Raw genomic sequence first — 22,511 nt, 5'->3', positions numbered from 1 at the left:
GCGACTTATCAAGTCATCCAGTCCGTGCCGGTGAGTGGCTGCGTGGTGGATGTCACCGACAAAAGCACCGGGGGCTCTCCCGATTCGTTCAGAAGAGAAGCGGTTATCGGTGGGTGTTCGCCTTGACTCAGTAGGACGGCGTCACCTGGGTAATCACTGACCGGCCTTCAACGTTTCAAGCATCGCCTGCGCTGCCAGCGCATGCACCTTGCGCGTCGGATGCCATTCATCCCAGTAGTAATGCGCATCCGGGTTTTCACACACCGGCTTCACGTCCGGATAGGTGTGTTGGCAGGGCGTATCCAGGTCTTTCAACCCCGCCACCTGGGGAGCTGCGCGCAGCTTGTCGCTGAACGCCACGTGGTCGAAGTAGCTGATGCTGACCTGATGCGCCTTAGCCAATGTGCTCAGCACAACCGGCAGTTCTTGTTCCAGTACCTGCTGGTAGTTTTTCGCGTTCTCGACTTGATTGCCCTGCACCACGGCTGGCACATGACTCAAATCCGTGGTGCCCACTACCATCACGTGTTTTGCGCCCGCTGTAATCAGTGTCTCGGTGGCTTTCTGAATATTTGCCACGCTGTTCTGGCTGAGTACGGCAACCGACTCTGGGTGCGAGAAGTCGGCCCATTCAAAAAAGTCGTTGGCCGAGATGAAAATGAAATACAGCGCCTTCGGGTCGGCTTTGTGTGCCTTGGCGGACTTCAGGTAGTCAGCGATCTGGCCTGAAACGCCGGTGTCGCGGGCGGGCTCCATCCAGGCGTAGTAGTTGCCATTGCCACTCTTGGCGCCGCCCACTGCGTAGTCGGTCAAGGGTGTTTTCAAGGCGTGGGCCAGGTTCTCGACGGCAGTCGGGCCATTGCTCCAGCGGCCCTTCCAGTACAACGAGCCGGGCAGTTCCTGGGCATCCTTGACCTTCAGAGTGGCCAGGGTCTTGGTGAAGCGTTCACCCGCACCGTTATCGGAGTAGCTATCGCCGAACGCATAGAGGTGATCGTAGCGGGGAGCGCCAAAGGCGGTGGAGGCGGTCAGTACCAATAGAGCGGCCAAGCAAGCGCGTAGAGTCATTGGAAATCTCCCGGGTGGTGCTCCAAGAGTACTGGCGGTGAAGTGCATGCCCGCGGGCGGTTGCGACCTGTGTGTAGCTGAGGGCGCAAAGACTGTCCTGTATGCGACAGGTGGCTATCGCTGGTAGTGTCCGCAGAATTGGGCATTCACATCAGGAAGATTGAGATGGCATCAGCGATAGAGTTGTCTTTTGAAGTTACGGCGCAAGAGCGCCAGGCCATCCTTCAGCCGCTGAGGGCATACAACATCAGCCAATGCGGCGAGAACCCGTTCGAAACGTTCGGGCTGTTACTGCGTGATCCCGCCAGCCAGGAAGTGGTGGGCGGCCTGTACGGGAAAATTTCCTATGGCTGGATGTTCATTGAGCTGTTGAGCGTGCCTGAGTCAATGCGCACTCAAGGCATGGGCTCGCGGCTGATGCTCGCGGCTGAGGAGCTGGCACGGGAGAAAGGGTGTGCGGGGATCTGGCTGGACACCTTCAGCTTCCAGGCGCCCGGGTTCTACCGGAAGCTGGGTTTCAGCGAGTTCGGGCATATTGCCGAGTACCCGCCAGGACACACGCGCCACTTTTTCCAGAAGCACCTGGGCTGAGGGCTAGCGGGTCACCGACCGCCACGTGACCAAGCCGTCCAGCCCTTTATCGGACTTCAAGTACCTGAGCACGTTCTGCACCTGGGCCTTCTCTTCAAACGGGCCGACAAATGCCCTCTAACGCTTCAAACACCCACAAACTTTATTGGATTGCAGCAACAATTTTTCTTGTTGGACACCTCCCTCCCCAAGCAGCAAAGATGCGGCCACTGACGCTCGACCTTCCAGGTCAACAATAAAAAATCGAGCCGGGCTGCACGCCGTTTTCTTGCAGTGAACCCTTTGTTCACTACCTGCTTTACTGGCGCCGCAGCGCGCACTTAAGGACCTCACCACCATGCAAACTGTTGTGAACCTATGGCCGCTGATTGGCGTACTCGTCATCGTGGTCGGCTTTGTGTTGCGCTTCAATCCGCTGCTGGTCGTCACGGCGGCAGCGATTGCCACCGGGTTTGCCGCCCACTTTCCACTGGAAAAGATCCTCGCCACCATGGGCGACGGCTTTCTCCAGACTCGCGCCTTGCAATTGATCCTGTTGTTGCCCCTGGCTGTCATCGGCTTGCTGGAGCGCCATGGCTTGCGCCTGCATGCGCAAAACTGGATCGCGCGCTTTGAGCGGGCCACGGTTGGGCGCTTGCTGATCATCTATCTGTTTGTGCGTGAATCCACAGCGGCCATGGGCCTGACGAGCCTGGGCGGGCACCCGCAGATGGTGCGCCCGTTGCTGGCGCCGATGGCGGAAGGTGCGGCGGAAAAACGCTATGGCAAACTCCCCGACAAGCTTCGCCACAAGGTCCTGGCCATGTGTGCCGCGACCGACAACGTCGGGCTGTTTTTTGGCGAGGATATCTTCGTCGCCTTTGGTGCGATTGCGTTGATGCACACCTTCCTGCTGGGTTCGGGGATTGATGTCGAGCCTCTGCACATTGCGGTCTGGGGCATCCCGACGGCGATCTGCGCCTTCATCATTCACGCCATCCGCTTGCACCGCTTTGACCGAATGCTGACCCGAGAGCTGTTGCCGGCCAACACAGCGGAGGCGGCGCAATGATCATTTCCATTCAATACCTGTACTGGCTGGCCGGCGTTCTGCTGGTGATCACCGCCGGGATGATCCTGATGGATCGCACCCACCCCAAGCGCTGGTCGAGTTCGTTGTTCTGGCTGCTGTTTGCCATTCCGTTCCTGGTGGGGGAGCGCCTGCCCTCGGTGGTGGTCGGCGTGGGCGTGGTGGTGATGGCACTCATCGCGGGCCTGGGCGGCGTAGGCCGCGGCGCGCATGCCCAGTTGCATGACAAGGCCGCACGGGCCAGCGCTGGTCGCCTGGGGCATAAATTGTTTATCCCGGCATTGGCCATTCCGTTGACCACGGTGATCGGCTCGGTATTGCTCAAACACACCGAGATCGGCGGCGTGCCGCTGCTGGACCCGAAGAACACCACCTTTGTTTCCCTGGGTATCGGCTGCCTGATTGCACTGGCGCTGGCCTGCTGGCTGACGCGGGACACCCCGGTGCAAGCCCTTCGCGAATCCCGGCGCCTCACCGAAGCGCTGGGCTGGGCGATGGTGCTGCCGCAGATGCTGGCGATGCTCGGGCTGTTGTTCAACGAAGCGGGCGTGGGCACAGCGGTGGCGCACATCACCACCACCTATATCAACCTGGATTACAAGCTGGTAGCGGTGATGGTGTATGTGTTGGGCATGGCACTGTTTACCGTGATCATGGGCAATGGCTTTGCCGCCTTCCCGGTGATGACCGGCGGCGTTGGCGTACCGGTGCTGGTAGGCATCTACGGCGGCAACCCGGCGGTGATGGCTGCCATCGGCATGTTCTCCGGTTACTGCGGTACGCTGATGACACCCATGGCGGCCAACTTCAATATTGTCCCGGCAGCGTTGCTGGAGCTGCCGGATAAAAACGCGGTCATCAAGGCACAGATGCCGACCGCGTTGATGATGCTGGTGGTCAATATTGTCCTGCTCTACCTGCTGATGTGAGGCTGTAATGCGCACTGTATTGCTGACGGGTTTCGAACCGTTTGACCAAGACCTTGTCAACCCGTCCTGGGAGGCGGTACGCCTGTTGGAGGGTGTGCAGCTGGGCGCTGATGTGCGGATTGTCGCGCGGCAGTTACCCTGTGCCTTTGCCACGGCGGGCGAGCGCCTGGCTCAGCTGTTGGCCGAACACCGCCCGCAGATGGTCATTGCTGTCGGGCTGGGCCCCGGGCGCAGTGATATTTCCATCGAGCGGGTCGCGATCAACCTCAACGACGCGCGGATTCCGGACAACCTGGGTGAGCAACCTGTCGACACGGAAGTGCTGCCCGGCGGCCCTGCGGCCTACTTCGGCACCTTGCCGAGCAAGGCCATGGTGAGGGCCGTGCGCGAGGCCGGCATTGGGGCCAGCGTGTCGCAAACCGCCGGCACTTTCGTGTGCAACCAGGTGTTCTATCTGTTGCAGCACGCGCTCGCCGGGTCAGCGGTGCGCAGCGGTTTCATCCATGTGCCGTGGCTGCCCGAACAGGTGGCGGGCCGAATACCCGAGCCGGCCTCGATGGCATTGCCGATGCAGGTCGAGGGCTTGCGGATTGCGTTGCTGACGGCCTGGAATACCTTGGTGGATATCAGTGAAACGGGTGGGCAAGTCAGCTGAGGTTTTCGGCTTCGCGTCCCGGGAAAAACAACGCGAAGCAGGTCACACCGTTCTCGCTGCTCACGCTGTATCGGCCGTTATGCAACTGCATGATGGTCGCGACAATCGACAGCCCCAATCCATTGGAATGCGCCGAACGCTCCCGTGATTCATCCACGCGATAAAACCGCTCGAACAACCTGGGCAAGTGCTCCGCCGGGATGGTCGCGCCGTGGTTGGTCACCGTCAGGTTGATGCCTTCGGCGCAGGGTGTGGCCTGGATCAGCAGTTCAGAGGCGGGCGCACCATATTTGATGGCGTTGGCGCACAGGTTGGCCAGGGCACGGCGCAGCAGCATCGGTTCGGCCCAGATCACACCGGCGCCCTGGGCGAGGATGCTGATATCGACATCGCCCGCCAGGCCTTCGAAGTAGTCGGCCATGCGTTCCACTTCATCGGCCGCGTCCAGTTCCTGGCGCTGGCGCAGCGCACTGGCCGGGTCGGTGCGGGCCAGGAACAGCATGTTGTCGAGCATGCGCGCCAGGCGTTCGAGTTCTTCGACGTTGGAGGCCAGCAGTTGCTGGTAGGCCTCGATGCTACGGTGTTGCTGCAGCGCCACCTGGGTTTCCCCGAGCAAGTTATTGATCGGCGTGCGCAGTTCGTGGGCCATGTCGGTGGAGACCTGGCCCAGTTGCACAAAACCCTTGGCCAGGCGTTCGAGCATGGTGTTGAACGAATCAATCATCGGCAGCAGTTCTTTGGGGGCGCCGTGGCTGTCGAGGCGCGCGGCGAGGTTGCCGACGCCGATGCCCTGGGCATGCACGGCCAGGCGCCGCAATGGCAGCAGGCCGCGATGCACCATCAGGTAACCGACCACCGCCAGTACCAATGCCGCGATGCTGGCGAGGATATAGACACTCAGCCGGTAGCTGGCGAGCACTGCGGTGCGCTCGGTCATCAACCGCCCGGTAGTGACTTGCAGGCTGCCCAGGTCGCCTGAATCGATGGTGGCGGCGAGGGTGGAGAAGGGGACGCCATTGACGCCGGGTAAATGCTGCACGTCGGCGAATTCCAGGGCGTGGTCCCGGGGCACCGGTGCAACGTCGGGCATGTCGATGTTGCCGGGGTTCACTTCCAGCAGCGGTTTCTGCCCGGGTGCGGCGATGCTCAGTACCGATTCGCGGTTGCCGAGCATATTCTGGAACAGTTCGGGCTTGGTCTTGATCAGGTCCAGGGTGTTGCTGTCGTTCAGCAGGTTGCGCAGTTGGTCGACGCGGTAGATCAGCGCAGCGTCGTCACGGTGGATCAGTTCGCGCTCAAGGTCGCGGTACAGCGCCACGCCGAGGGTTGCCAGCAGGGCGAACGCCAGCAGGGCGAAGATCAGCGCCAGGCGCAGCGTCAGGGAGTAATGCCGGGGCTTGCTCATGGTTGCGTATCGAAGCGATAGCCGATGCCGCGCACGCTATGGATCAGCTTGAGCTGGAACGGGTCGTCGATTTTCAGGCGCAGGCGGCGCACGGCCACGTCGACCACATTGGTGTCGCTGTCGAAATTCATGTCCCACACCCTTGAGGCAATCAGCGAGCGCGAGAGTACCTGGTCCTGATGGGTGGCGAACAAGTGCAACAAGGCGAACTCCTTGTTGGTCAGGGTGATGCGCACGCCGCCACGGCTGACGCGGCGCTTGAGCACGTCGATCTGCAGGTCGGCGATCTGCAAGTGTTCTTCTTCACGGCTTGGCCCGCGCCGGGTCAGGGTGCGCAGGCGCGCCACCAGTTCGGCGAAGGAAAACGGCTTGATCAGGTAATCGTCGGCGCCCAGTTCCAGGCCCTTGATGCGGTCGGCAATATCGTCCCGGGCGGTCAGGAACAGCACCGGCGTGTCGGCTTCCTTGCGCAGGCGACGCAGCACTTCCCAGCCGTCCATCTTCGGCATCATCACATCCAGCACGATCACGTCGAACGGGGTTTCCAGGGCCTGGTGCAAACCGTCCACGCCATCGCGGGCAAGGCTCACGGAGTAACCCAGTTCCTGCAGGCCGTTAAGCAGGTAGTTGCCCGCCTTGGGCTCGTCTTCGACTACGAGGATATTCATGGGATTCGCCCTGGTGATGTGCAGTTCTTGCGTGGCGCAAGTGTAGCCCGATCAATTGTCATTGGGGCAGCCGATGCCCTGTACTTGATAGTCCAGCACGTGTTCGCGGCCCTGGCTGTCGAGGTAGTCGAGGCGCGCAGGGACAATGCCGCACTGGCCGTAGGTATCGGTGCTCGACAGTACTTTGGCCACGTCCATGTGCATGAAGAAGCCGGGGGTGTCATGGATCACCGAGGTGGTGGCGGTGGTATCGGCAAAGGCCGAGCCGGTGGCGAGGAGGGCAGCAAAGCCGAGGATAAACAGTTTCATGGCGGTATCTCTCTTTAAGGGTTGGCTGCCGGTATCCGGCAGTGAGTTCACAGTAACCAGGCGACACAAACAGCCAGCCAACAGGATGATGACAAGATCGTAATGAAGGGCTTAAGGCTGGCGGCCGGACGCTTCGAGGATCAGGTCGGTGATTTCCTTGGCGTGGGAAACCAGGGACAAGTGGCTCGATGGCACCTCGATGGTGGTGGCGTTCATGCGCTTGGCGAGAAAGCGTTCCAGGTCCGGGTTGATGGTCTGGTCGTTGCTGGACACCGCATACCAGGACGGCTTGGTGTGCCACGCGGCGTTGACGGTGCGACCGCTGAACAGGGTCTTGGCGATCGGTTGTTGCACGGCGTACAGCTCCATGGCCTTGGCGTGGGGTACGTCGGCGGCAAAGTACTTGAGGAAGGCGTCCTGGTTCAGGGTCAGGTAACCGTCGTGCTCCACCACACCGGCCCGCACGGGTGTGCTTGGGTACTTGGCGGACAGGGCGACGAAGTCTTCGTTGGCGTCCGGAGCGCGGGCGGCGACGTATACCAGGGAGCTGACCTTGGGGTTGGCCCCGGCGTCGCTGACCACGGTGCCGGCGTAGGAATGGCCGACCAGCACGGTAGGACCGTCCTGTTGATCGAGTACGCGATTGGTGGCAGCGACGTCATCCGCCACCGAGGTCAGCGGGTTTTGCACGGCGGTTACATGCAAGCCGGCGGCCTGCAGGCGGGTAATCACTTCGGACCAGCTGGAACCGTCGGCCCAGGAGCCGTGTACCAGCACTACGTTATTGGCTTTCACCGGTGCAATCGGGCCGGCCACGGCGGCGCCGGTCCCCAGCATCAACAGGCTGGCGGCGATCAGGCAGAGTTTGCTTGCAGGTTTCATGGGCGGGCTCGCTTCATTTTCAGTGGGAAGTTGGGTCACCCGCTGTGGGTGACTGACGACTTCACTGTATGAAGTGAGGGTGAGGGCAACACTGACAGCTTGATGACAAGTTTGTAATGCAATGGGCAGCCGGAAGGCTGCCCTGGTTGGACGGTGACCCATCAGACAGTACGGGTTGCTTGCAGGCGTTCAGCGCCGCCTTCCGCCAGGCCGCGTTCGTGCAGGCGATCTGCGCCGCCCTCGGCGAGCAGGTGGGATGGCTGGTCTTTGACCGCGCCAGCGTGGGTGTCGGCCGACGCCATGGATGACAGCCCGAGGCCCGCGATGACAGTCAGGCCGAGTACCAGGGACGAAGCTTTCGAGAGATTGAACATGATGAGGCTCCTACGCGTGAGTCAGCCGGATTGGCTGGTGGTCGTAGTTAATCGCCGGGGTGTATCTGCCATGTGTGCCCAGGCATGGCGAAATGCGGGTTCGCGTATCCAGGCGGGGTTCCCATACAGTCCGATACAAACCACGGGAAGGTTTACAGCGTTTGGGCCGATCCGTAGATTGCACCAGGCAAGTGGTTCGTCAGCGCCCAAGACCGGGTGACGAAAGCAAGAGGAAGCCGAGCAGTGTCCACCCGCGATTCAGCTGTATTCGCCCACCGTTACCGCGCCTTTCTGTTCGATATGGATGGCACACTCCTGAACTCCATTGCCGCCGCCGAGCGCGTATGGGCCACCTGGGCTGAACGCCATGGGCTGGATGTCGAGGCTTTTCTGAAGACCATCCATGGTGCCCGGGCCATCGATACCATCACCCGCCAGGCGTTGCCCGGTGTGGACGCGCAGGCTGAGGCGCAGTGGATTACCGAGGCTGAACTTGAGGATGTGGAAGGGGTGGTGGCGATTGCGGGCGCGGTGGAATTCCTCAACGCATTGCCCGGCGATCAATGGGCGCTGGTTACGTCTGCCCCCAAGGCACTGGCTCTGCGCCGTATGCAGGCGGCCGGGATCAACCCGCCGGCGGTGCTGGTCACCGCGGAGGATGTCGCCAGCGGCAAGCCGGATCCGGCCTGTTATGTGCTCGGTGCGCAACGGCTGGGAGTACCGGTACAGGACTGCCTGGTGTTTGAGGATGCCAGCGTCGGGATTCGCGCCGGCGAGGCGGCGGGGGCCGATGTGATGGTGGTGACGTCGACCCACCTTGTGCCCATGGTCACCGCGCATCCGTCGATTGACGGGTATGAGCGTCTACAGGTTCAGCGGGACGAAGCCGGGCTGTTGCATCTACAGCGCCTGGCGTAAAAAAAAGGCCGACCCGGTTACCCGGATCGGCCTTCTTCGTAAAGGGGCGGTTCAACGTTGGAGCTGTTTCCAGTCAGCGTCTGCAGGCGGTTGCCCTTGAGCCCCTGGCGGGACAAGACCATTTCCTTGAGGATTTCGCTGGCAAGCCTGGCAATCGCCTCCGGCCCTCGATGGTGTGCGCGGACGATGCCGGTCACCGCAAAGTGATCAGCTTCCGGGCCGCTGAGAATCGCGGAAAGCGTGCCATCGGCATGCAGGGTGCAGACGATTTTGTAGCTCGGCAGGCGCGCTGCCAGTGCTGATTCGATTTCGCTTTTACTCAGTGTGTCCATCAGCGCTACAACCTTTCACCGACCGTGCATGCCCAAGCATAGGTTGTGTCGCGCAGCTGTAAATACCGGCGATCTGATAGCAACTGCGGCGGCGGTTTCAACCCGCTTGCGGGATACACCGCGCTGGGGCAACGAACTTCAAGATGAAACCCAAAGCCGTCAGGATGAGGCTTTGCGGCGATCACTGTGAGGCGCGCGCCGGCACAGTCTGCGATGGACGGCGACCTGAATGGGCTTGAGGCAGAAGAAAAACAAGTACGCGCTCAGGAACAGCGTCAGGTCCAGCCATGAGTAGGCTTTGTCGGAGGAGCCTTCGATTTCGAACTTGAGGCCATACTCCAGCGCCACAAACGCCACGCTGATCAGCGTGACAATCAACCAAGACTTGGATAAGTAAGGCTGTTTAACGGTACGCCTCATCAACGTGCTCCTTGGCGCGCTGCAGACTGTAGGGGATTTGTCACGAGATTCGGCCCTGGAAAACTCCACAAGTTCCCTTTGTTTGCAGGCTGTTTCATGCGTTGAACGCAGCCAGCGACTATTACTGAGAAGTGTTCCTGCCATGTGTCATACAAAAGGGAGTACGCCTTATGTTGGTTCAGTGGTTTCTTGCAGCAGTCCATTTACTGGCATTCGCCATGGCTTTGTCGGCCGTGCTTGCGCGTGGCAAGGCATTGCGCGGTGTATCTGATAGTGACCCATCCACCCTGCGCCGCGTATTGATCGCGGACAACATCTGGGGAATCAGTGCCCTGGTGTTATTGGTAACCGGTGGCCTGCGGGCCTTCGGCGGCTACGAAAAGGGCAGTGATTATTACCTGCACCAGCCGTTGTTTCACGTGAAGATGACGCTGCTTGTATTAATTTTGTTACTGGAGCTCGCGCCGATGATTCGCTTTATCAAATGGCGCATCGCGTTGGCGCGTGGCACGCGCCTCGATTTGCACAAGGCAGGTCTTTTTGCGCGCATCAGCCATGTGCAGGCGTTACTGCTGGTGCTGATGATGATTGCAGCGAGTGGCATGGCACGCGGTGTCGGCCTGGGATGACGCTGGCCTGACGCTGGAACAAGGGAATAGGGCGCGCTGGCCGCGGGAAGCCGCGAACAGGCTGAAAGAGGTTTTCGCCAGCCGTTACAGTGAACGAAAGGGCTGGCTACTGGAGGCGCTTCAAGGTGTCTGGTTTTTATCCGGAGCCGTCAGGCCCGCCTGGATACGTTGGTAGATCTCCTCGCGATGCACGGCAACGTCCTTTGGAGCATTGATGCCGATTCTTACTTGCTGGCCGCTAACGCCCAGGATGGTGATCGTGATGTCATCACCGATGTTTATGCTTTCACCGACTTTGCGGGTGAGTATCAGCATGGACTTCTCCTTGATTGCTTTGAAGGACACATGTTTCAGACAGGGCAGATGTCGGATGTGTGTAGCTTACTGCGAAGCGCTTCCCTGTGGCTGCCTCTTTTAGGACGCATAGAGGCGGCATTAATTCCCATGCCGCCATCATACAGGTCTGCGATACATCATTCGCATTGTTTAAGCCAACGTTTATGACGGCCAGAATAGACAGTGAATGATAAAGTCGCCTCTTTGATCCTCTAAGGAGCAGGGTAGTGCGTAAAGTAGCGATGGCAATTGCGGTGTTGGCATTGGCCGGTTGCGGTGAAGGTAAAAGTGTCGACGCCCCCAAGGCCAGGCCTGCCGTTGCCGAGGCGCCCGCCCAGGCGCAACCTGCGGTCGGCGCGATCGCCTCTCAAGAATGGGATGTATGGGTGGGGCCGCCGGATCACAAGCTGCAGGCGATGACTGACCTGACCGCGTGGTTGCTGGAACACGGCTTCAGTTTCTATCTGGCGAAGGAAGACGGTAAGGACCAGGTGCTGCTGGGCCCATTCAGCACCAAGGCCGAGGCCGAGGCGAAACAAGCGCAGTTGACCGAGAAACTGGCCACTGCGAAGAAGAATGACACGGTGTCCGAGGTCATCGAACACAAGGTTGCGCAGTAAAGAGTCGACAAGCGGGAGGCCATGGCGCTCCCGCTTTTTTCGTTCAGCCGCAGGCTTTCAAGTTCACCGGGCCGACAAATTCATTGCCGCGCCCCATCACGCACGCCACGGTTTGATTGCGCTGGCGTTCCCAGGGCTGTACCGGGTAGGTCTTGTTCCAGGCTTCATACAGCTGGCGATCCTGTTTCGACAGGCGCAGGCCATACTGCTTACTCATATAGAAATACGTTCGGGCGATCATGCCGCGAATGGAAGGGCGGGGCATGACCTTCTTGGCCTTGAAGTCCACCTGGGTCAGGCATGATCCATATTGGCCGCTTTGTACCGGCAGCCAGCCAAAACTGAAATTGTTTCGGTCGCCATTCACCTCGCCGATGCTCGGCACCAGGTTGTGCAGGTCGGCTTCGGCCCGCTTGTAGACCGCGTCCTTGCGGGTGCAGTTCTTGCGCCCGCCATCCTGCCAGCACTGGCGCTGATGGCCGATCTGCCAGGCCGGAACAATGTGTTCCCATTCAATACGTGCCGCCCGGTTGGCGTTTTTGCGCGGGATATAGCCGCAGGCTTTCAGGTCTACCCGGTTGCCGTTGTATTTGCAGCCGCAATAGAACTCTGTGGATTGCGGTTCATACAGTTTCCAGGCGATTTTCTTGGCTTCGCTGAACGTCCTGGGGGCTTGGGCGTGAGCGGTGACAGCAAAAAACACGAACAACACACTGATAAAACGGACACTCATTGACTCAATCTTCCTTCGGCACAACCCAGAAAATCTGCACGCCACCGTCATCGCGATAGGCGAGGGTGACGTTGTCGTTTTCTGCGATTTCCTCCAGTAGTCGTGCCCACTCGTCTTCCGGTTCCTCCGGCAAACGGAAGATCAACGCCGCCTTGTTCTTCTGGGCGTTGGTGGAATTGATGATTTTTTGCACGCGAACGGCCAGGCGTTGATAGGCGTCAGGCGCTGCGGGTGCTGCGGAAGAAGGCTTTGCCACGGAGTATTCCTTATTAGGCTGTACGTGCATACAGTATTTAACTGTGGGCAATTTCGCAACTGCTTAAAATTCAAGAAGTTCTTCTGACAGTGGTTTTGCCGATTTTGTGTAGGAACGCTTTGTTTTTCAAAGGTTTTTTTGCGCGGGGGATAAAGCGGGGGAAATCAGACCCGCTCGCGGTACGCCACGAGCGGGATGGCCCAACCGTTGCCGGCCGGGCCCGGGAGCGATCAATATTCCCAGAACATCCGTTGCAGTTCCTTGCTGTCCTGGGTCTTGGTCAGGGCGACCATGGCCAGGATGCGGGCTTTCTGCGGGTTCAGGTCATGGGCAACTACCCAGTCGTATTTGTCGTCTGGTTGTTCGGCGTTACGCAGAACGAAACCACCGGCATTCACGTGGGAAGAGCGAATGATCTGTACGCCTTGCTTGCGCAGTTCCTGCAGGGCAGGCACCACCTTGGACGACACCGAACCATTGCCGGTACCGGCGTGGATGATGGCTTTCGCGCCGGCCTGGGCCAGAGCCTTGTAGGCGGTGTCGCTTACGTTGCCATAGGAATAGGCGATTTCGACGTCCGGCAGGCTTTTGATGGTCTTGATGTCGAATTCCGAGTTCATGGTGTGACGCTTGGCTGGCAGGCGGAACCAGTAGGATTTGCCTTCTACCACCATGCCCAGCGGGCCCCATGGGCTCTTGAACGCTTCAGTCTTGATGTTGATCATCTTGCTGACGTCGCGACCCGACTGGATCTCGTCGTTCATGGTCACCAGTACGCCTTTGCCGCGGGCGTCCTTGCTGCCGGCGACGGCAACGGCGTTGTACAGGTTGAGCATGCCATCAGCCGACATGGCAGTGCCTGGGCGCATCGAGCCGACCACGACGATTGGCTTGTCGGTCTTTTCCACCAGGTTGAGGAAGTAGGCAGTCTCTTCCAGGGTGTCGGTACCGTGGGTGATCACGATGCCGTCGACGTCCTTGCTGTCGGCCAGTTCGGCGACACGACGACCCAGTTGCAGGAGGTTTTCGTTGGTGATGCTTTCGGAGGCAATTTGCAATACTTGTTCGCCGCGGACATTGGCGATCTGGCTAAGCTCAGGAACACCGGCGATCAATTGTTCGATGCCGACCTTGGCGGCCTGGTAGGTCGCACTGTTGGCCGCGCTGGCGCCGGCGCCGGCGATGGTGCCGCCGGTGGCAAGGATCACCACGTTGGACAGTTTTTGCTGGGTTTCAGCTTCTTTTGCCTGAGCGGCAACGGGGAACAACAGCAGGAGGGCTAACGCGCCCGGTACGAAAGTTTTCAACGCAGATTTCATTATTCTTCTCTCTAGTTTTGATGAGTGCTGATGCAGGTTCATCTAGAAACACCCGGGCGGTTCTGAACGCCACGAGGTGCTGAGTAAGAGCAGGATTTGTACCAGCGGGATTTTGTTTGGCAATAGAATTTAACCTATTGATTTATATCTATATTTGTTTGATTTGTAAGTAAATGGCTTGGTCTTCTGTCCGGCTTTCCGAACAAAGCGGTGCGCGGGTGTTCGGTTGTCCGAAAAGGATGACGGAAAAGTTTGGTTTTAAACGCAGGAGGCACGCCGCGACCTGTCGTTTCAGAGAACGATCCAGCAACGCGGATGTTTAAAGGGGGTACCGGATGGCTTCGAGGGCAGGGCGTAAAGCGGATTCAACAAAAGGCAGTTTTCTCCCGTTGACAAATCTCGACAAGCTTCTCATAGTTTGACCTAACGCAAACGTTTGCGAGATGTTTCACGGGGTGCTCCTCGAGTGTCGTGAAAGCTCGTATCAGCCGCCCGGGTGGGTTGGCTGCCGAAGCGTTCTTCGGTGCAAGCGTTGCTCACAATAATCATAAGATCGGAGTGAACCCATGAAGCTGCCATTTGCTGGACGTCTTCTTGCTGTCGCTGTGCTTGCTGCCGCATCCGCTGCCCTGCCTCTTTCCTCTGCATTTGCTGCCGAGACCGCCGCCAAACCCAAGGTCGGCCTGGTCATGAAATCCCTCGCCAACGAATTCTTCGTCACCATGCAGGACGGTGCCAAGGAATACCAGAAAGCCCACGCCGCCGACTTCGACATGATCACCAACGGGATCAAGAACGAAACCGATACCAGTGCACAGATCGATATCGTCAATCAGATGATCCTGTCCAAGGTTGACGCGATCGTCATTGCTCCCGCCGATTCGAAAGCCTTGGTCACCGTGCTGAAAAAGGCCTCCGACAAAGGCATCAAGATCGTCAATATCGACAACCGTCTTGATGTGGATGTACTGAAAAGCAAAAACCTTGATATCCCGTTCGTAGGTCCAGACAACCGCAAGGGCGCGCGCCTGGTCGGTGAAGAACTGGCCAAGCACCTCACCAAGGGTGACCAGGTTGGCATCATCGAAGGTGTGTCCACCACCACCAACGCCCAGCAGCGTACCGCTGGCTTCAAGGACGCGATGGATGCCGCCGGCATGAAGATCGTCTCCACCCAATCCGGTGAGTGGGAAATCGACAAGGGCAACGCGATTGCCGCTGCCATGCTCCAGGCAAACCCGAACATCAAGGCACTGCTGGCCGGTAACGACAACATGGCACTGGGCGCAGTATCCGCCGTACGTGGCGCCGGCAAGGCTGGCAAGGTGCTGGTCGTAGGCTACGACAACATCGAGGCCATCAAGCCGATGCTGCAGGACGGCCGTGTCCTGGCCACCGCCGACCAGGCTGCTGCCCAGCAAGCCGTTTTCGGTATTCAGAACGCACTGAAGCTGGTCAAGGGTGAAAAAGTCGATGCCGTGGATGGCATGATCGAAACCCCGGTCGAACTCATCCTCAAGAAGTAATTCCCCGGCAGCACAAAACAGCGTCCGCTCACCCGAGCGGACGCCTGGAGACGTTCCTATGTCATCTTCCGCACCGAACGCTGTCCTCTCGGTCAGCGGTATCGGCAAGACCTATGCCCAACCGGTTCTGTCCGACATCACCCTGACGCTCAATCGTGGGGAGGTGTTGGCGCTTACCGGTGAGAATGGCGCGGGGAAAAGCACCCTGTCGAAAATCATCGGCGGGCTGGTCACCCCGACCGACGGCCAGATGCAGTTCAATGGCCAGGCCTACACGCCAGGCAGCCGGACCCAGGCTGAAGAGCAGGGCATCCGCATGGTCATGCAGGAGCTTAACCTGCTGCCAACCCTGACGGTCGCTGAAAACCTGTTCCTCGATAACCTGCCCAGCCACGGTGGCTGGATCAGCCGCAAGCAACTGCGCAAGGCCGCCATTGAAGCCATGGCCCAGGTCGGCCTGGACGCTATCGACCCGGACACCCTGGTCGGCAGCCTCGGCATCGGCCACCAACAGATGGTCGAGATCGCCCGCAACCTGATTGGCGACTGCCACGTACTGATCCTCGATGAACCTACGGCGATGCTGACCGCCCGTGAAGTCGAGATGCTGTTCGAACAAATCACCCGCCTGCAGGCCCGGGGCGTGGCGATTATCTATATTTCCCACCGGCTCGAAGAACTGGCCCGGGTTGCCCAGCGCATTGCGGTGCTGCGTGACGGCAAGCTGGTGTGTGTCGAGCCGATGGCCAACTACAACAGTGAGCAACTGGTCACGCTGATGGTGGGCCGCGAACTGGGCGAGAAAATCGACCTGGGCCCGCGCACCATCGGCGCGCCGCTGTTGACGGTAAAAGGCCTGACCCGCTCGGACAAGGTCCGCGACGTGTCGTTTGAAGTGCGTGCCGGCGAAATCTACGGCATCTCCGGCCTGATCGGTGCGGGTCGTACGGAATTGCTGCGCCTGATCTTCGGCGCCGACCTGGCCGACAGCGGCACCGTGGCCCTGGGCACACCTGCGCAAGTCGTCAGCATTCGCTCGCCCGTCGACGCGGTTGGCCATGGCATCGCCCTGATCACCGAAGACCGCAAGGGCGAAGGCCTGCTGCTGACCCAATCCATCGGCGCCAACATTGCCTTGGGCAACATGCCGAAGGTGTCCAGCGGTGGCCTGGTGAACAGTCGTGACGAAACGGCCTTGGCCAAGCGCCAGGTCGACGCCATGCGTATCCGCAGTTCCAGTCCGGCGCAACTGGTGTCCGAGCTGTCGGGTGGCAACCAGCAGAAGGTGGTGATTGGCCGCTGGCTGGAGCGCGATTGCGCGGTGATGCTGTTCGATGAACCGACCCGAGGCATCGACGTCGGCGCCAAATTCGATATCTATGCGTTGCTCGGCGACCTGACCCGCCAGGGCAAGGCGCTGGTGGTGGTGTCCAGCGACCTGCGTGAGTTGATGCTGATCTGCGACCGCATCGGCGTACTTTCCGCCGGGCGCCTGATCGAGACCTTCGAGCGCGACAGCTGGACCCAGGACGAATTGCTTGCCGCTGCTTTTGCCGGCTATCAGAAACGTGATGCGCTGCTCAACGACGCAGCGCCTAGGAATACCCCATGAAAACCACTTCCTCCCCCGCAAAACGTGGCGGCAACTTCTATGGCCTGGGCACCTACCTGGGCCTGGCCGGCGCCTTGCTGGCGATGATTGCGCTGTTCTCGTTCCTGAGCGACCACTTCCTCTCGTACGACACCTTCAGCACCCTGGCCAACCAGATTCCCGACCTGATGGTGTTGGCGGTCGGCATGACCTTCGTGCTGATCATCGGCGGCATCGACCTGTCGGTAGGCTCCGTGCTGGCCCTGGCCGCATCGGCCGTCAGCGTGGCGATTCTCGGCTGGGGCTGGAGTGTGTTGCCGGCAGCCGTGCTGGGCATGGGCTGCGCCGCGTTGGCCGGGACCATTACCGGTTCGATCACAGTGGCCTGGCGGATCCCGTCGTTCATCGTGTCCCTCGGCGTGCTGGAAATGGCGCGCGGCGTGGCGTACCAGATGACCGGCTCGCGTACCGCATACATCGGTGATTCGTTTGCCTGGCTGTCCAACCCGGTGGCCTTCGGCATTTCACCTTCGTTCATCATCGCGTTGCTGGTGATCATCGCCGCGCAGCTGGTGCTGACCCGTACCGTGTTCGGTCGCTACCTGATCGGCATCGGCACCAACGAAGAGGCCGTGCGCCTGGCGGGTATCAATCCCAAGCCCTACAAGATCCTGGTGTTCAGCCTGATGGGCCTGCTGGCGGGTGTGGCGGCGCTGTTCCAGATTTCGCGCCTGGAAGCGGCCGATCCCAACGCCGGTTCCGGCCTGGAGCTGCAAGTGATCGCTGCGGTAGTGATCGGTGGCACCAGCCTGATGGGCGGGCGTGGCTCGGTCATCAGTACCTTCTTCGGCGTGCTGATCATCTCGGTACTGGCGGCAGGGCTGGCGCAGATTGGCGCCACCGAGCCGACCAAACGTATCATCACCGGTGCCGTGATCGTGATCGCGGTGGTGCTCGATACTTACCGCAGCCAGCGCGCCAGTCGGCGAGCCTGAGCCATGGCAACGATCAAGGATGTGGCCGCGCTGGCGGGGATTTCCTACACCACGGTGTCTCATGTGGTGAACAAGACGCGCCCGGTCAGCGAGCCGGTACGGATCAAGGTCGAGGCGGCCATCAAGCAGCTCGACTATGTGCCCAGTGCGGTCGCGCGCTCGCTGAAGGCCAAGACCACAGCCACCATCGGCCTGTTGGTGCCCAACAGCCTCAACCCGTATTTTGCGGAACTGGCCCGGGGCATCGAGGATTACTGCGAGCGTAACGGCTATTGCGTGATCCTCTGCAACTCCGACGATAATGCCGAAAAGCAGCGCAGCTACCTGAGGGTGCTGCTGGAAAAACGCATCGACGGCTTGATCGTGACCTCGGTGGGCGGCGACGACAGCGGCCTGGCGACAGGCCTCAAGGCGGTACGCACGCCGATGGTCATCGTCGACCGTGCACTGGACGGGATTGATGTCGACCTGGTGCGCATCGACCATGAACAGGGCGCTTACCTGGCGACCCGGCACTTGCTCGATCTGGGTCATCGCGACATTGCCTGCATTGGTGGCCCGAGTCATACCCGCGTGGCGCAAATGCGGATGGCGGGTTACTACCGCGCCCTGGCCGAGGCGGGGCTCGAAGTGCCGGCCGGCCGTGTGCTGGAAAGTGATTTCACCAGTACCGGTGGTTACGCGGCCGCGGCGCAATTGCTGGCGGATAATCCCCCCAGCGCGATTTTTGCCGGCAACGACATGATTGGCTTCGGCGTCTTGCGCGCCGCTGCCGAACGTAATATCCGGGTGCCCGGTGAGCTGTCGGTGATCGGGTTTGATGATATCCAGATGAGCCAGTACGTGTACCCGGCGCTGACCACCGTGGGCCAGTCGATCCTGCAGCTGGGAGAGATGGCGGCCGAGCTTTTACTGCGACGAATTGCGACACCCCAATTGCCGATCGATCAACGCATCGTGACGCCGAGTATTGTCCTGCGCGAGTCGACGGCGCCGTTGGCCGGTGTGTTTGCCCAATACCGCTGAACCGAATTGATGAGTATTGATGTATGCCAGCAAAAGTAGTGGTAATAGGCAGCCTGAACATGGACCTGGTCACCCGGGCCAGTCGGCTGCCCCGCGCCGGTGAAACCCTGATCGGCCAATCGTTCTCCACCGTTCCCGGCGGCAAGGGCGCGAACCAGGCGGTCGCTTCGGCGCGCCTCGGGGCTGAGGTCGCCATGGTCGGCTGCGTGGGCACCGATGCCTATGGCGCGCAATTGCGCGACGCGTTGCTGGTGGAGGGCATTGATTGCCAGGCCGTCAGCACCGTCGACGGTTCCAGCGGCGTGGCGCTGATCGTGGTGGATGACAGCAGCCAGAATGCGATCGTCATCGTTGCCGGCAGCAACGGCGAGCTGACCCCGGCCAGACTGCAGACAGTTGACAGCGTGCTGCAGGCTGCCGACGTGATCGTCTGCCAGCTTGAGACGCCGATGGAGACTGTCGGCCATGCCCTCAAGCGCGGTCGCGAGCTGGGCAAGACGGTGATCCTGAACCCGGCGCCGGCCAGTGGTCCGCTGCCCGAGGATTGGTACGCCGCCATCGACTACCTGATTCCCAATGAAAGCGAAGCCTCGGCCTTGAGCGGCGTGGTGGTCGACTCGCTGGACAGCGCCAAGGCCGCCGCCACACGCCTGATCAAGGCCGGTGCTGGCAAAGTGATCATTACCCTCGGCTCCGAAGGCGCGTTGTTTGCCGATGGCCAAGGCTTCGAGCACCTGGTCGCGCCCAAGGTCAAGGCGGTCGATACCACGGCTGCCGGTGACACCTTCGTCGGCGGTTTCGCAGCCGCGCTGGCCAACGGCAGGAGCGAGGCCGAGGCCATTCGTTTCGGCCAGGTAGCCGCCGCGCTGTCCGTGACCCGCGCGGGTGCGCAACCCTCTATTCCCACATTGCATGACGTCCAAGGTTTTGTGCCCTCATGAAAAAGACTCCCTTGCTCAATATCGCGCTGTCGCGGGTGATCGCATCCCTTGGCCATGGCGACATTCTGGTGATCGGTGATGCCGGCTTGCCGGTGCCGCCGGGTGTCGAGCTGATCGACCTGGCGCTGACCAAAGGCATTCCGGATTTCGTCAGTACCTTGCGCATCGTTCTCAGCGAGATGCAGGTGGAAAGCCACGTGCTCGCGGAAGAAATCCTGCTCAAGCAACCGCCGGCCCTGGCGGATCTCAATACCCTGACCGAACAGGCCGCCCTCGGCGAGCGCCGCCTGGTCAGCCATGAAGAGTTCAAGCAGCTCAGCCGCAAGGCGAGGGCGGTGGTGCGCACCGGCGAGTGCCAGCCCTACTGCAATATCGCGCTGGTTTCCGGCGTAACGTTCTAGAATTCCCCAACGACAAGGAGTGCGTCATGCAACGTGGTACCCAAGCCCTGCGACACCTGTTCCGGAGTGTGCTGCTTTTGTCCGTGCTAACTGCTGCAAGCGCCCACGCGGCGGAAAAAATCGACCTGATCATCGACACCGACCCCGGTGCCGACGACGTGGTTGCCTTGCTGTTCGCCATGGCTTCGCCCGATGAACTGCAGATCCGCGCGCTGACCACCGTTGCCGGTAACGTGCGCCTCGACAAGACCTCCCGCAACGCACGCCTGGCCCGCGAATGGGCAGGGCGCGAGGACATCCCGGTATATGCCGGTGCACCGAAACCGATGCTGCGCACGCCGATCTACGCTGAAAACATCCATGGCAAGGAAGGTATCTCCGGCGTCACCGTGCATGAGCCGAAAAAAGGCCTGGCCGAAGGCAATGCCGTTGATTACCTGATCAAGACCCTCAGCACCGCCAAGCCCCACAGCATCACCATCGCCATGCTCGGTCCGCAGACCAACCTGGCGCTGGCATTGACCCAGGCGCCGGAGATCACTCAAGGCATCAAGGAAGTGGTGGTGATGGGCGGCGCGCACTTCAACGGCGGCAATATCACGCCGGTGGCCGAGTTCAACCTGTTCGCCGACCCGATCGCGGCCGAGATCGTGCTCAAGAGCGGCGTCAAGCTGACCTACCTGCCGTTGGACGTGACCCACAAGGTCCTGACCAGCGACGCACGCCTGAAGCAAATCGCTGCGCTGAACAACAACGCGAGCAAGGTGGTGGGCGATATTCTCAATGAATACGTCAAGGGCGACATGGAGCACTACGGCATCCCGGGCGGCCCGGTGCATGACGCTACCGTCATTGCCTACCTGCTCAAGCCTGCGCTGTTCAGCGGCCGTGAGGTCAACGTGGTGGTGGACAGCCGTGAAGGCCCGACCTTCGGCCAGACCATCGTCGACTGGTACGATGGCCTGAAACAACCGAAGAACGCGTTCTGGGTTGAAAATGGCGATGCCCAGGGCTTCTTCGATCTGCTGACCGAACGCCTTGGTCGCCTGAAGTAAACAGCCTGCCGGTCGACGTTCGTCGGCCGGGTCTTATTCGCGCTCGGGGTCTGGCGCCCCCATGTGATCGGCCGGGTATTTCTCGAATACCTGGCCGATGAATGCCTGCGCGGCCTGTGTGCCCAGTTCCTTGACCAGCAGGTCGATACCGATGATTGCCAACTCCTCCGGGCTGCCCGGGCTATAGGAGCTTTGCCCTTGGGGCCACTTGGCTTTGATGTCGGCGTGGATCGTGACGATGGTCATGGGTGTCTCGCGAGGCTGAAAGGCGGTTAGTGCGTTCTGCGTGTGGAGTTAACCATTTTGCGCCGTGTTTGGCACTGCTACTTAGGCATGAGGGGAGGGCTGTGCGACACTGTCCGCTTGTTTAATTGCCAGGGCAAACCGCGTGCAGATCGACTTGAACAACCCCGTCAACCTGACGCTGGACGCTGTGCGGCAGCTGCTTGCGTCCGCCAGTGACAACGTTCACACCCAATTGCGCGTTACCAAGGCCGGCATTGCCTACATTTCTTCGGGCGTGGTGGGTGGCGTCGATATCGACGGCCTTCTGTTTCGCCTGGAGACCTGGGCGGCGGGTTCGGGTTATGTCGGCAACGTCGCAGCCAGCGACGAGGTGTGGGTGATGCAGATTTTCAACGCGCTCAAGCAGAATTGGCCAACCCCGCCGTTTGATTACATCGACATCTACTGAGTGCGTTCATATCTGGTGACGATTGATTCGCCAGCGCCCGGTGTCGACTCAGGCAGACTGGCCCACAGCCAATTGTGACAATTCTGAAACCAATCGGCCAAACCACGGTCGCACGATCTCTGTCCATTTTTTCTCAAAGGAGGCTTCATGCCTTGGAAGCTCGCATCATTCGGTACTTTGTTGGCTGCGCTCGCCTTGTCGGGTTGCAGCACCCCGGGTACCTCTGAGCCAGCCAAAGACACTGCTGTGACCGATGCTGGTCATAGCCGCTGTGAGGCGAAGGCTGCCGAGTTCGCAATCGGCCAGAAAGCTTCGCCACAATTGCTGGAACAGGCCCGTAGCCGCGCCGGAGCGCAGAACGCACGCATTCTCAAGCCAGATGACATGGTCACGCTGGAATACCGCTCCGATCGCCTGAACCTCAATACCGATGACAACCTTGTGATCAATCGGGTCAATTGCGGCTGATTGCTCCAGCGCTTTTCTCCAGGCCATAAAAAACCCCGTCACATGGACGGGGTTTTTTTAGTTCGGCGCAGAATTACTCTGGGCGAACCTGTGCAGCTTGCATACCCTTTTGGCCTTTCTCAGCCACGAAGGAAACGGTTTGGCCTTCTTTCAGGCTTTTGAAACCGTCGCTTTCGATAGCTTTGAAGTGTACGAACAGGTCGTCACCGCCACCTTGAGGAGTGATGAAGCCGAAGCCTTTTTCATCGTTGAACCATTTAACGGTGCCGGTTTGGCGATTAGACATGGTGTATCTCCAAGA

Annotated in this window: 30 protein-coding genes; 16 read left to right on the top strand and 14 right to left on the bottom strand. The window is 60.2% G+C overall.

Translation table 11 applies throughout. From position 1 onward, the window contains the following. Window positions 1-153 precede the first annotated feature (153 nt). Window positions 154-1,068 carry an SGNH/GDSL hydrolase family protein gene (locus HX817_RS14610; RefSeq protein WP_177040471.1) on the bottom strand — a complete coding sequence of 305 codons (915 nt, stop codon included), beginning with the start codon at window positions 1,066-1,068 and terminating at the stop codon, window positions 154-156. 165 nt (window positions 1,069-1,233) lie between these two features. On the opposite strand from HX817_RS14610, the gene HX817_RS14605 reads away from it, so the two are divergent. The 4 genes from HX817_RS14605 (at window position 1,234) to pcp (ending at window position 4,312) form a co-directional block, all read left to right on the top strand. After that, on the top strand, window positions 1,234-1,659 hold the full coding sequence (locus tag HX817_RS14605) for a GNAT family N-acetyltransferase (RefSeq protein ID WP_177009389.1): 426 nt from the start codon (window positions 1,234-1,236) through the stop codon (window positions 1,657-1,659). Between the two features lie 337 nt (window positions 1,660-1,996). Beyond that, entirely contained in the window at window positions 1,997-2,710 is a 714-nt protein-coding gene (locus HX817_RS14600) for a DUF969 domain-containing protein (protein ID WP_003219990.1), read from the top strand. Further along, entirely contained in the window at window positions 2,707-3,657 is a 951-nt protein-coding gene (locus tag HX817_RS14595; protein WP_003219989.1) for a DUF979 domain-containing protein, read from the top strand. Before HX817_RS14600 ends, HX817_RS14595 begins: the two co-directional genes overlap by 4 nt. 7 nt (window positions 3,658-3,664) lie before the next feature. Further along, on the top strand, window positions 3,665-4,312 hold the full coding sequence (gene pcp, locus HX817_RS14590) for a pyroglutamyl-peptidase I (protein WP_177040470.1): 648 nt from the start codon (window positions 3,665-3,667) through the stop codon (window positions 4,310-4,312). On the opposite strand, the gene HX817_RS14585 is transcribed toward pcp, so the two are convergent. From HX817_RS14585 to HX817_RS14565, 5 genes are all read right to left on the bottom strand, one after another. Then, window positions 4,305-5,717, bottom strand: coding sequence for a heavy metal sensor histidine kinase (locus tag HX817_RS14585; protein WP_003219987.1), 1,413 nt, complete (start codon window positions 5,715-5,717; stop codon window positions 4,305-4,307). The genes pcp and HX817_RS14585 overlap by 8 nt on opposite strands. Further along, window positions 5,714-6,385 carry a heavy metal response regulator transcription factor gene (locus tag HX817_RS14580; RefSeq protein ID WP_003219986.1) on the bottom strand — a complete coding sequence of 224 codons (672 nt, stop codon included), beginning with the start codon at window positions 6,383-6,385 and terminating at the stop codon, window positions 5,714-5,716. The genes HX817_RS14585 and HX817_RS14580 overlap by 4 nt, the downstream gene beginning before the upstream one ends. A 51-nt stretch (window positions 6,386-6,436) precedes the next feature. Next, a complete protein-coding gene (locus HX817_RS14575) occupies window positions 6,437-6,694 on the bottom strand; it encodes a DUF2790 domain-containing protein (protein WP_003219985.1) in 258 nt (85 codons plus the stop codon). Window positions 6,695-6,805: 111 nt separating this feature from the next. Continuing rightward, the gene (locus tag HX817_RS14570; RefSeq protein ID WP_008438701.1) at window positions 6,806-7,576 is read right to left on the bottom strand and encodes an alpha/beta fold hydrolase; all 771 of its coding nucleotides are present in this window, start codon (window positions 7,574-7,576) and stop codon (window positions 6,806-6,808) included. Window positions 7,577-7,737: 161 nt separating this feature from the next. After that, window positions 7,738-7,950, bottom strand: a complete 213-nt coding sequence (locus HX817_RS14565; RefSeq protein ID WP_177040469.1) for a phage infection protein — start codon at window positions 7,948-7,950, stop codon at window positions 7,738-7,740. 243 nt (window positions 7,951-8,193) lie between these two features. Between HX817_RS14565 and HX817_RS14560 the strand changes: the two genes are divergently transcribed. Next, window positions 8,194-8,868, top strand: coding sequence for an HAD-IA family hydrolase (locus tag HX817_RS14560; protein ID WP_003219982.1), 675 nt, complete (start codon window positions 8,194-8,196; stop codon window positions 8,866-8,868). A gap of 17 nt (window positions 8,869-8,885) precedes the next feature. Here HX817_RS14560 and HX817_RS14555 read toward each other — a convergent pair whose 3' ends face one another. Next, a complete protein-coding gene (locus HX817_RS14555) occupies window positions 8,886-9,200 on the bottom strand; it encodes a hypothetical protein (protein ID WP_003219980.1) in 315 nt (104 codons plus the stop codon). 159 nt (window positions 9,201-9,359) lie between these two features. Next, window positions 9,360-9,620 (bottom strand): hypothetical protein, encoded by a 261-nt coding sequence (locus HX817_RS14550; RefSeq protein WP_003219977.1) that lies wholly within the window; start codon window positions 9,618-9,620, stop codon window positions 9,360-9,362. A gap of 170 nt (window positions 9,621-9,790) precedes the next feature. Here HX817_RS14550 and HX817_RS14545 point away from each other — a divergent pair, with 170 nt between their 5' ends. Next, window positions 9,791-10,249 (top strand): DUF2214 family protein, encoded by a 459-nt coding sequence (locus tag HX817_RS14545; protein WP_003219974.1) that lies wholly within the window; start codon window positions 9,791-9,793, stop codon window positions 10,247-10,249. A 120-nt stretch (window positions 10,250-10,369) separates the two neighbouring features. Here the strand turns inward: HX817_RS14545 and csrA are convergent, their stop codons facing one another. Beyond that, window positions 10,370-10,564 (bottom strand): carbon storage regulator CsrA, encoded by a 195-nt coding sequence (csrA, locus tag HX817_RS14540; RefSeq protein ID WP_003192511.1) that lies wholly within the window; start codon window positions 10,562-10,564, stop codon window positions 10,370-10,372. Window positions 10,565-10,827: 263 nt separating this feature from the next. Here csrA and HX817_RS14535 point away from each other — a divergent pair, with 263 nt between their 5' ends. After that, on the top strand, window positions 10,828-11,205 hold the full coding sequence (locus HX817_RS14535; protein ID WP_032899812.1) for a hypothetical protein: 378 nt from the start codon (window positions 10,828-10,830) through the stop codon (window positions 11,203-11,205). A 43-nt stretch (window positions 11,206-11,248) separates the two neighbouring features. On the opposite strand, the gene HX817_RS14530 is transcribed toward HX817_RS14535, so the two are convergent. The 3 genes from HX817_RS14530 to HX817_RS14520 all read right to left on the bottom strand — a co-directional run bounded on the left by HX817_RS14530 (window position 11,249) and on the right by HX817_RS14520 (window position 13,513). After that, window positions 11,249-11,938, bottom strand: coding sequence for an endonuclease (locus tag HX817_RS14530; RefSeq protein ID WP_003219970.1), 690 nt, complete (start codon window positions 11,936-11,938; stop codon window positions 11,249-11,251). Window positions 11,939-11,942: 4 nt separating this feature from the next. Beyond that, a complete protein-coding gene (locus HX817_RS14525) occupies window positions 11,943-12,194 on the bottom strand; it encodes a DUF1654 domain-containing protein (RefSeq protein WP_008438695.1) in 252 nt (83 codons plus the stop codon). Window positions 12,195-12,424: 230 nt separating this feature from the next. After that, window positions 12,425-13,513: an asparaginase gene (locus HX817_RS14520; RefSeq protein WP_003219965.1), complete on the bottom strand. Its 1,089-nt coding sequence runs from the start codon at window positions 13,511-13,513 to the stop codon at window positions 12,425-12,427. A 566-nt stretch (window positions 13,514-14,079) separates the two neighbouring features. On the opposite strand from HX817_RS14520, the gene HX817_RS14515 reads away from it, so the two are divergent. Genes HX817_RS14515 through HX817_RS14485 form a run of 7 tightly spaced genes read left to right on the top strand, consistent with a single transcriptional unit; the run spans window position 14,080 to window position 21,048 of the window. Continuing rightward, a complete protein-coding gene (locus HX817_RS14515; RefSeq protein ID WP_003219963.1) occupies window positions 14,080-15,039 on the top strand; it encodes a sugar ABC transporter substrate-binding protein in 960 nt (319 codons plus the stop codon). Between the two features lie 58 nt (window positions 15,040-15,097). Then, entirely contained in the window at window positions 15,098-16,651 is a 1,554-nt protein-coding gene (locus HX817_RS14510; protein WP_008438693.1) for a sugar ABC transporter ATP-binding protein, read from the top strand. Next, complete coding sequence (locus tag HX817_RS14505) at window positions 16,648-17,625, top strand: ABC transporter permease (protein WP_003219960.1); 978 nt, start codon at window positions 16,648-16,650, stop codon at window positions 17,623-17,625. Before HX817_RS14510 ends, HX817_RS14505 begins: the two co-directional genes overlap by 4 nt. 3 nt (window positions 17,626-17,628) lie before the next feature. Beyond that, window positions 17,629-18,651, top strand: coding sequence for a LacI family DNA-binding transcriptional regulator (locus tag HX817_RS14500; RefSeq protein ID WP_003219958.1), 1,023 nt, complete (start codon window positions 17,629-17,631; stop codon window positions 18,649-18,651). A 23-nt stretch (window positions 18,652-18,674) separates the two neighbouring features. Continuing rightward, on the top strand, window positions 18,675-19,592 hold the full coding sequence (gene rbsK, locus HX817_RS14495) for a ribokinase (RefSeq protein WP_177040468.1): 918 nt from the start codon (window positions 18,675-18,677) through the stop codon (window positions 19,590-19,592). After that, window positions 19,589-19,993: a D-ribose pyranase gene (gene rbsD, locus HX817_RS14490; RefSeq protein WP_008438690.1), complete on the top strand. Its 405-nt coding sequence runs from the start codon at window positions 19,589-19,591 to the stop codon at window positions 19,991-19,993. The genes rbsK and rbsD overlap by 4 nt, the downstream gene beginning before the upstream one ends. 26 nt (window positions 19,994-20,019) lie before the next feature. Then, the gene (locus HX817_RS14485; protein ID WP_177040467.1) at window positions 20,020-21,048 is read left to right on the top strand and encodes a nucleoside hydrolase; all 1,029 of its coding nucleotides are present in this window, start codon (window positions 20,020-20,022) and stop codon (window positions 21,046-21,048) included. 33 nt (window positions 21,049-21,081) lie between these two features. Here HX817_RS14485 and HX817_RS14480 read toward each other — a convergent pair whose 3' ends face one another. Continuing rightward, window positions 21,082-21,294: a hypothetical protein gene (locus HX817_RS14480; RefSeq protein WP_076014608.1), complete on the bottom strand. Its 213-nt coding sequence runs from the start codon at window positions 21,292-21,294 to the stop codon at window positions 21,082-21,084. A 142-nt stretch (window positions 21,295-21,436) separates the two neighbouring features. On the opposite strand from HX817_RS14480, the gene HX817_RS14475 reads away from it, so the two are divergent. Together HX817_RS14475 and HX817_RS14470 are read left to right on the top strand one after the other, a co-directional pair. Continuing rightward, on the top strand, window positions 21,437-21,742 hold the full coding sequence (locus tag HX817_RS14475) for a hypothetical protein (protein ID WP_177040466.1): 306 nt from the start codon (window positions 21,437-21,439) through the stop codon (window positions 21,740-21,742). Between the two features lie 147 nt (window positions 21,743-21,889). Continuing rightward, complete coding sequence (locus HX817_RS14470; protein ID WP_008438688.1) at window positions 21,890-22,210, top strand: I78 family peptidase inhibitor; 321 nt, start codon at window positions 21,890-21,892, stop codon at window positions 22,208-22,210. 73 nt (window positions 22,211-22,283) lie between these two features. On the opposite strand, the gene HX817_RS14465 is transcribed toward HX817_RS14470, so the two are convergent. After that, window positions 22,284-22,496, bottom strand: coding sequence for a cold-shock protein (locus HX817_RS14465; protein ID WP_003179963.1), 213 nt, complete (start codon window positions 22,494-22,496; stop codon window positions 22,284-22,286). Window positions 22,497-22,511 lie beyond the last annotated feature (15 nt).

It is taken from the genome of Pseudomonas sp. C6002 (assembly GCF_013385805.1).
In the GTDB taxonomy this organism is placed as follows: domain Bacteria; phylum Pseudomonadota; class Gammaproteobacteria; order Pseudomonadales; family Pseudomonadaceae; genus Aquipseudomonas.
Note: the sequence above shows the minus strand (reverse complement) of the source record. Positions and strands in the feature narration are given on the sequence as shown.

What these genes read in the sequence shown, in the direction of transcription:
- rbsK (WP_177040468.1), top strand. Translation starts at nt 18,675, where the DNA reads ATGCCAGCAAAAGTAGTGGTAATAGGCAGCCTGAACATGGACCTGGTC.
- HX817_RS14570 (WP_008438701.1), bottom strand. Translation starts at nt 7,576, where the DNA reads ATGAAACCTGCAAGCAAACTCTGCCTGATCGCCGCCAGCCTGTTGATG.
- HX817_RS14575 (WP_003219985.1), bottom strand. Translation starts at nt 6,694, where the DNA reads ATGAAACTGTTTATCCTCGGCTTTGCTGCCCTCCTCGCCACCGGCTCG.
- HX817_RS14500 (WP_003219958.1), top strand. Translation starts at nt 17,629, where the DNA reads ATGGCAACGATCAAGGATGTGGCCGCGCTGGCGGGGATTTCCTACACC.
- HX817_RS14470 (WP_008438688.1), top strand. Translation starts at nt 21,890, where the DNA reads ATGCCTTGGAAGCTCGCATCATTCGGTACTTTGTTGGCTGCGCTCGCC.
- HX817_RS14545 (WP_003219974.1), top strand. Translation starts at nt 9,791, where the DNA reads ATGTTGGTTCAGTGGTTTCTTGCAGCAGTCCATTTACTGGCATTCGCC.
- HX817_RS14610 (WP_177040471.1), bottom strand. Translation starts at nt 1,068, where the DNA reads ATGACTCTACGCGCTTGCTTGGCCGCTCTATTGGTACTGACCGCCTCC.
- HX817_RS14555 (WP_003219980.1), bottom strand. Translation starts at nt 9,200, where the DNA reads ATGGACACACTGAGTAAAAGCGAAATCGAATCAGCACTGGCAGCGCGC.
- HX817_RS14465 (WP_003179963.1), bottom strand. Translation starts at nt 22,496, where the DNA reads ATGTCTAATCGCCAAACCGGCACCGTTAAATGGTTCAACGATGAAAAA.
- HX817_RS14480 (WP_076014608.1), bottom strand. Translation starts at nt 21,294, where the DNA reads ATGACCATCGTCACGATCCACGCCGACATCAAAGCCAAGTGGCCCCAA.
- HX817_RS14485 (WP_177040467.1), top strand. Translation starts at nt 20,020, where the DNA reads ATGCAACGTGGTACCCAAGCCCTGCGACACCTGTTCCGGAGTGTGCTG.
- HX817_RS14595 (WP_003219989.1), top strand. Translation starts at nt 2,707, where the DNA reads ATGATCATTTCCATTCAATACCTGTACTGGCTGGCCGGCGTTCTGCTG.
- HX817_RS14580 (WP_003219986.1), bottom strand. Translation starts at nt 6,385, where the DNA reads ATGAATATCCTCGTAGTCGAAGACGAGCCCAAGGCGGGCAACTACCTG.
- HX817_RS14605 (WP_177009389.1), top strand. Translation starts at nt 1,234, where the DNA reads ATGGCATCAGCGATAGAGTTGTCTTTTGAAGTTACGGCGCAAGAGCGC.
- HX817_RS14520 (WP_003219965.1), bottom strand. Translation starts at nt 13,513, where the DNA reads ATGAAATCTGCGTTGAAAACTTTCGTACCGGGCGCGTTAGCCCTCCTG.
- HX817_RS14505 (WP_003219960.1), top strand. Translation starts at nt 16,648, where the DNA reads ATGAAAACCACTTCCTCCCCCGCAAAACGTGGCGGCAACTTCTATGGC.
- HX817_RS14515 (WP_003219963.1), top strand. Translation starts at nt 14,080, where the DNA reads ATGAAGCTGCCATTTGCTGGACGTCTTCTTGCTGTCGCTGTGCTTGCT.
- rbsD (WP_008438690.1), top strand. Translation starts at nt 19,589, where the DNA reads ATGAAAAAGACTCCCTTGCTCAATATCGCGCTGTCGCGGGTGATCGCA.
- HX817_RS14510 (WP_008438693.1), top strand. Translation starts at nt 15,098, where the DNA reads ATGTCATCTTCCGCACCGAACGCTGTCCTCTCGGTCAGCGGTATCGGC.
- HX817_RS14530 (WP_003219970.1), bottom strand. Translation starts at nt 11,938, where the DNA reads ATGAGTGTCCGTTTTATCAGTGTGTTGTTCGTGTTTTTTGCTGTCACC.
- HX817_RS14550 (WP_003219977.1), bottom strand. Translation starts at nt 9,620, where the DNA reads ATGAGGCGTACCGTTAAACAGCCTTACTTATCCAAGTCTTGGTTGATT.
- HX817_RS14585 (WP_003219987.1), bottom strand. Translation starts at nt 5,717, where the DNA reads ATGAGCAAGCCCCGGCATTACTCCCTGACGCTGCGCCTGGCGCTGATC.
- pcp (WP_177040470.1), top strand. Translation starts at nt 3,665, where the DNA reads ATGCGCACTGTATTGCTGACGGGTTTCGAACCGTTTGACCAAGACCTT.
- HX817_RS14565 (WP_177040469.1), bottom strand. Translation starts at nt 7,950, where the DNA reads ATGTTCAATCTCTCGAAAGCTTCGTCCCTGGTACTCGGCCTGACTGTC.
- HX817_RS14535 (WP_032899812.1), top strand. Translation starts at nt 10,828, where the DNA reads ATGGCAATTGCGGTGTTGGCATTGGCCGGTTGCGGTGAAGGTAAAAGT.
- HX817_RS14600 (WP_003219990.1), top strand. Translation starts at nt 1,997, where the DNA reads ATGCAAACTGTTGTGAACCTATGGCCGCTGATTGGCGTACTCGTCATC.
- csrA (WP_003192511.1), bottom strand. Translation starts at nt 10,564, where the DNA reads ATGCTGATACTCACCCGCAAAGTCGGTGAAAGCATAAACATCGGTGAT.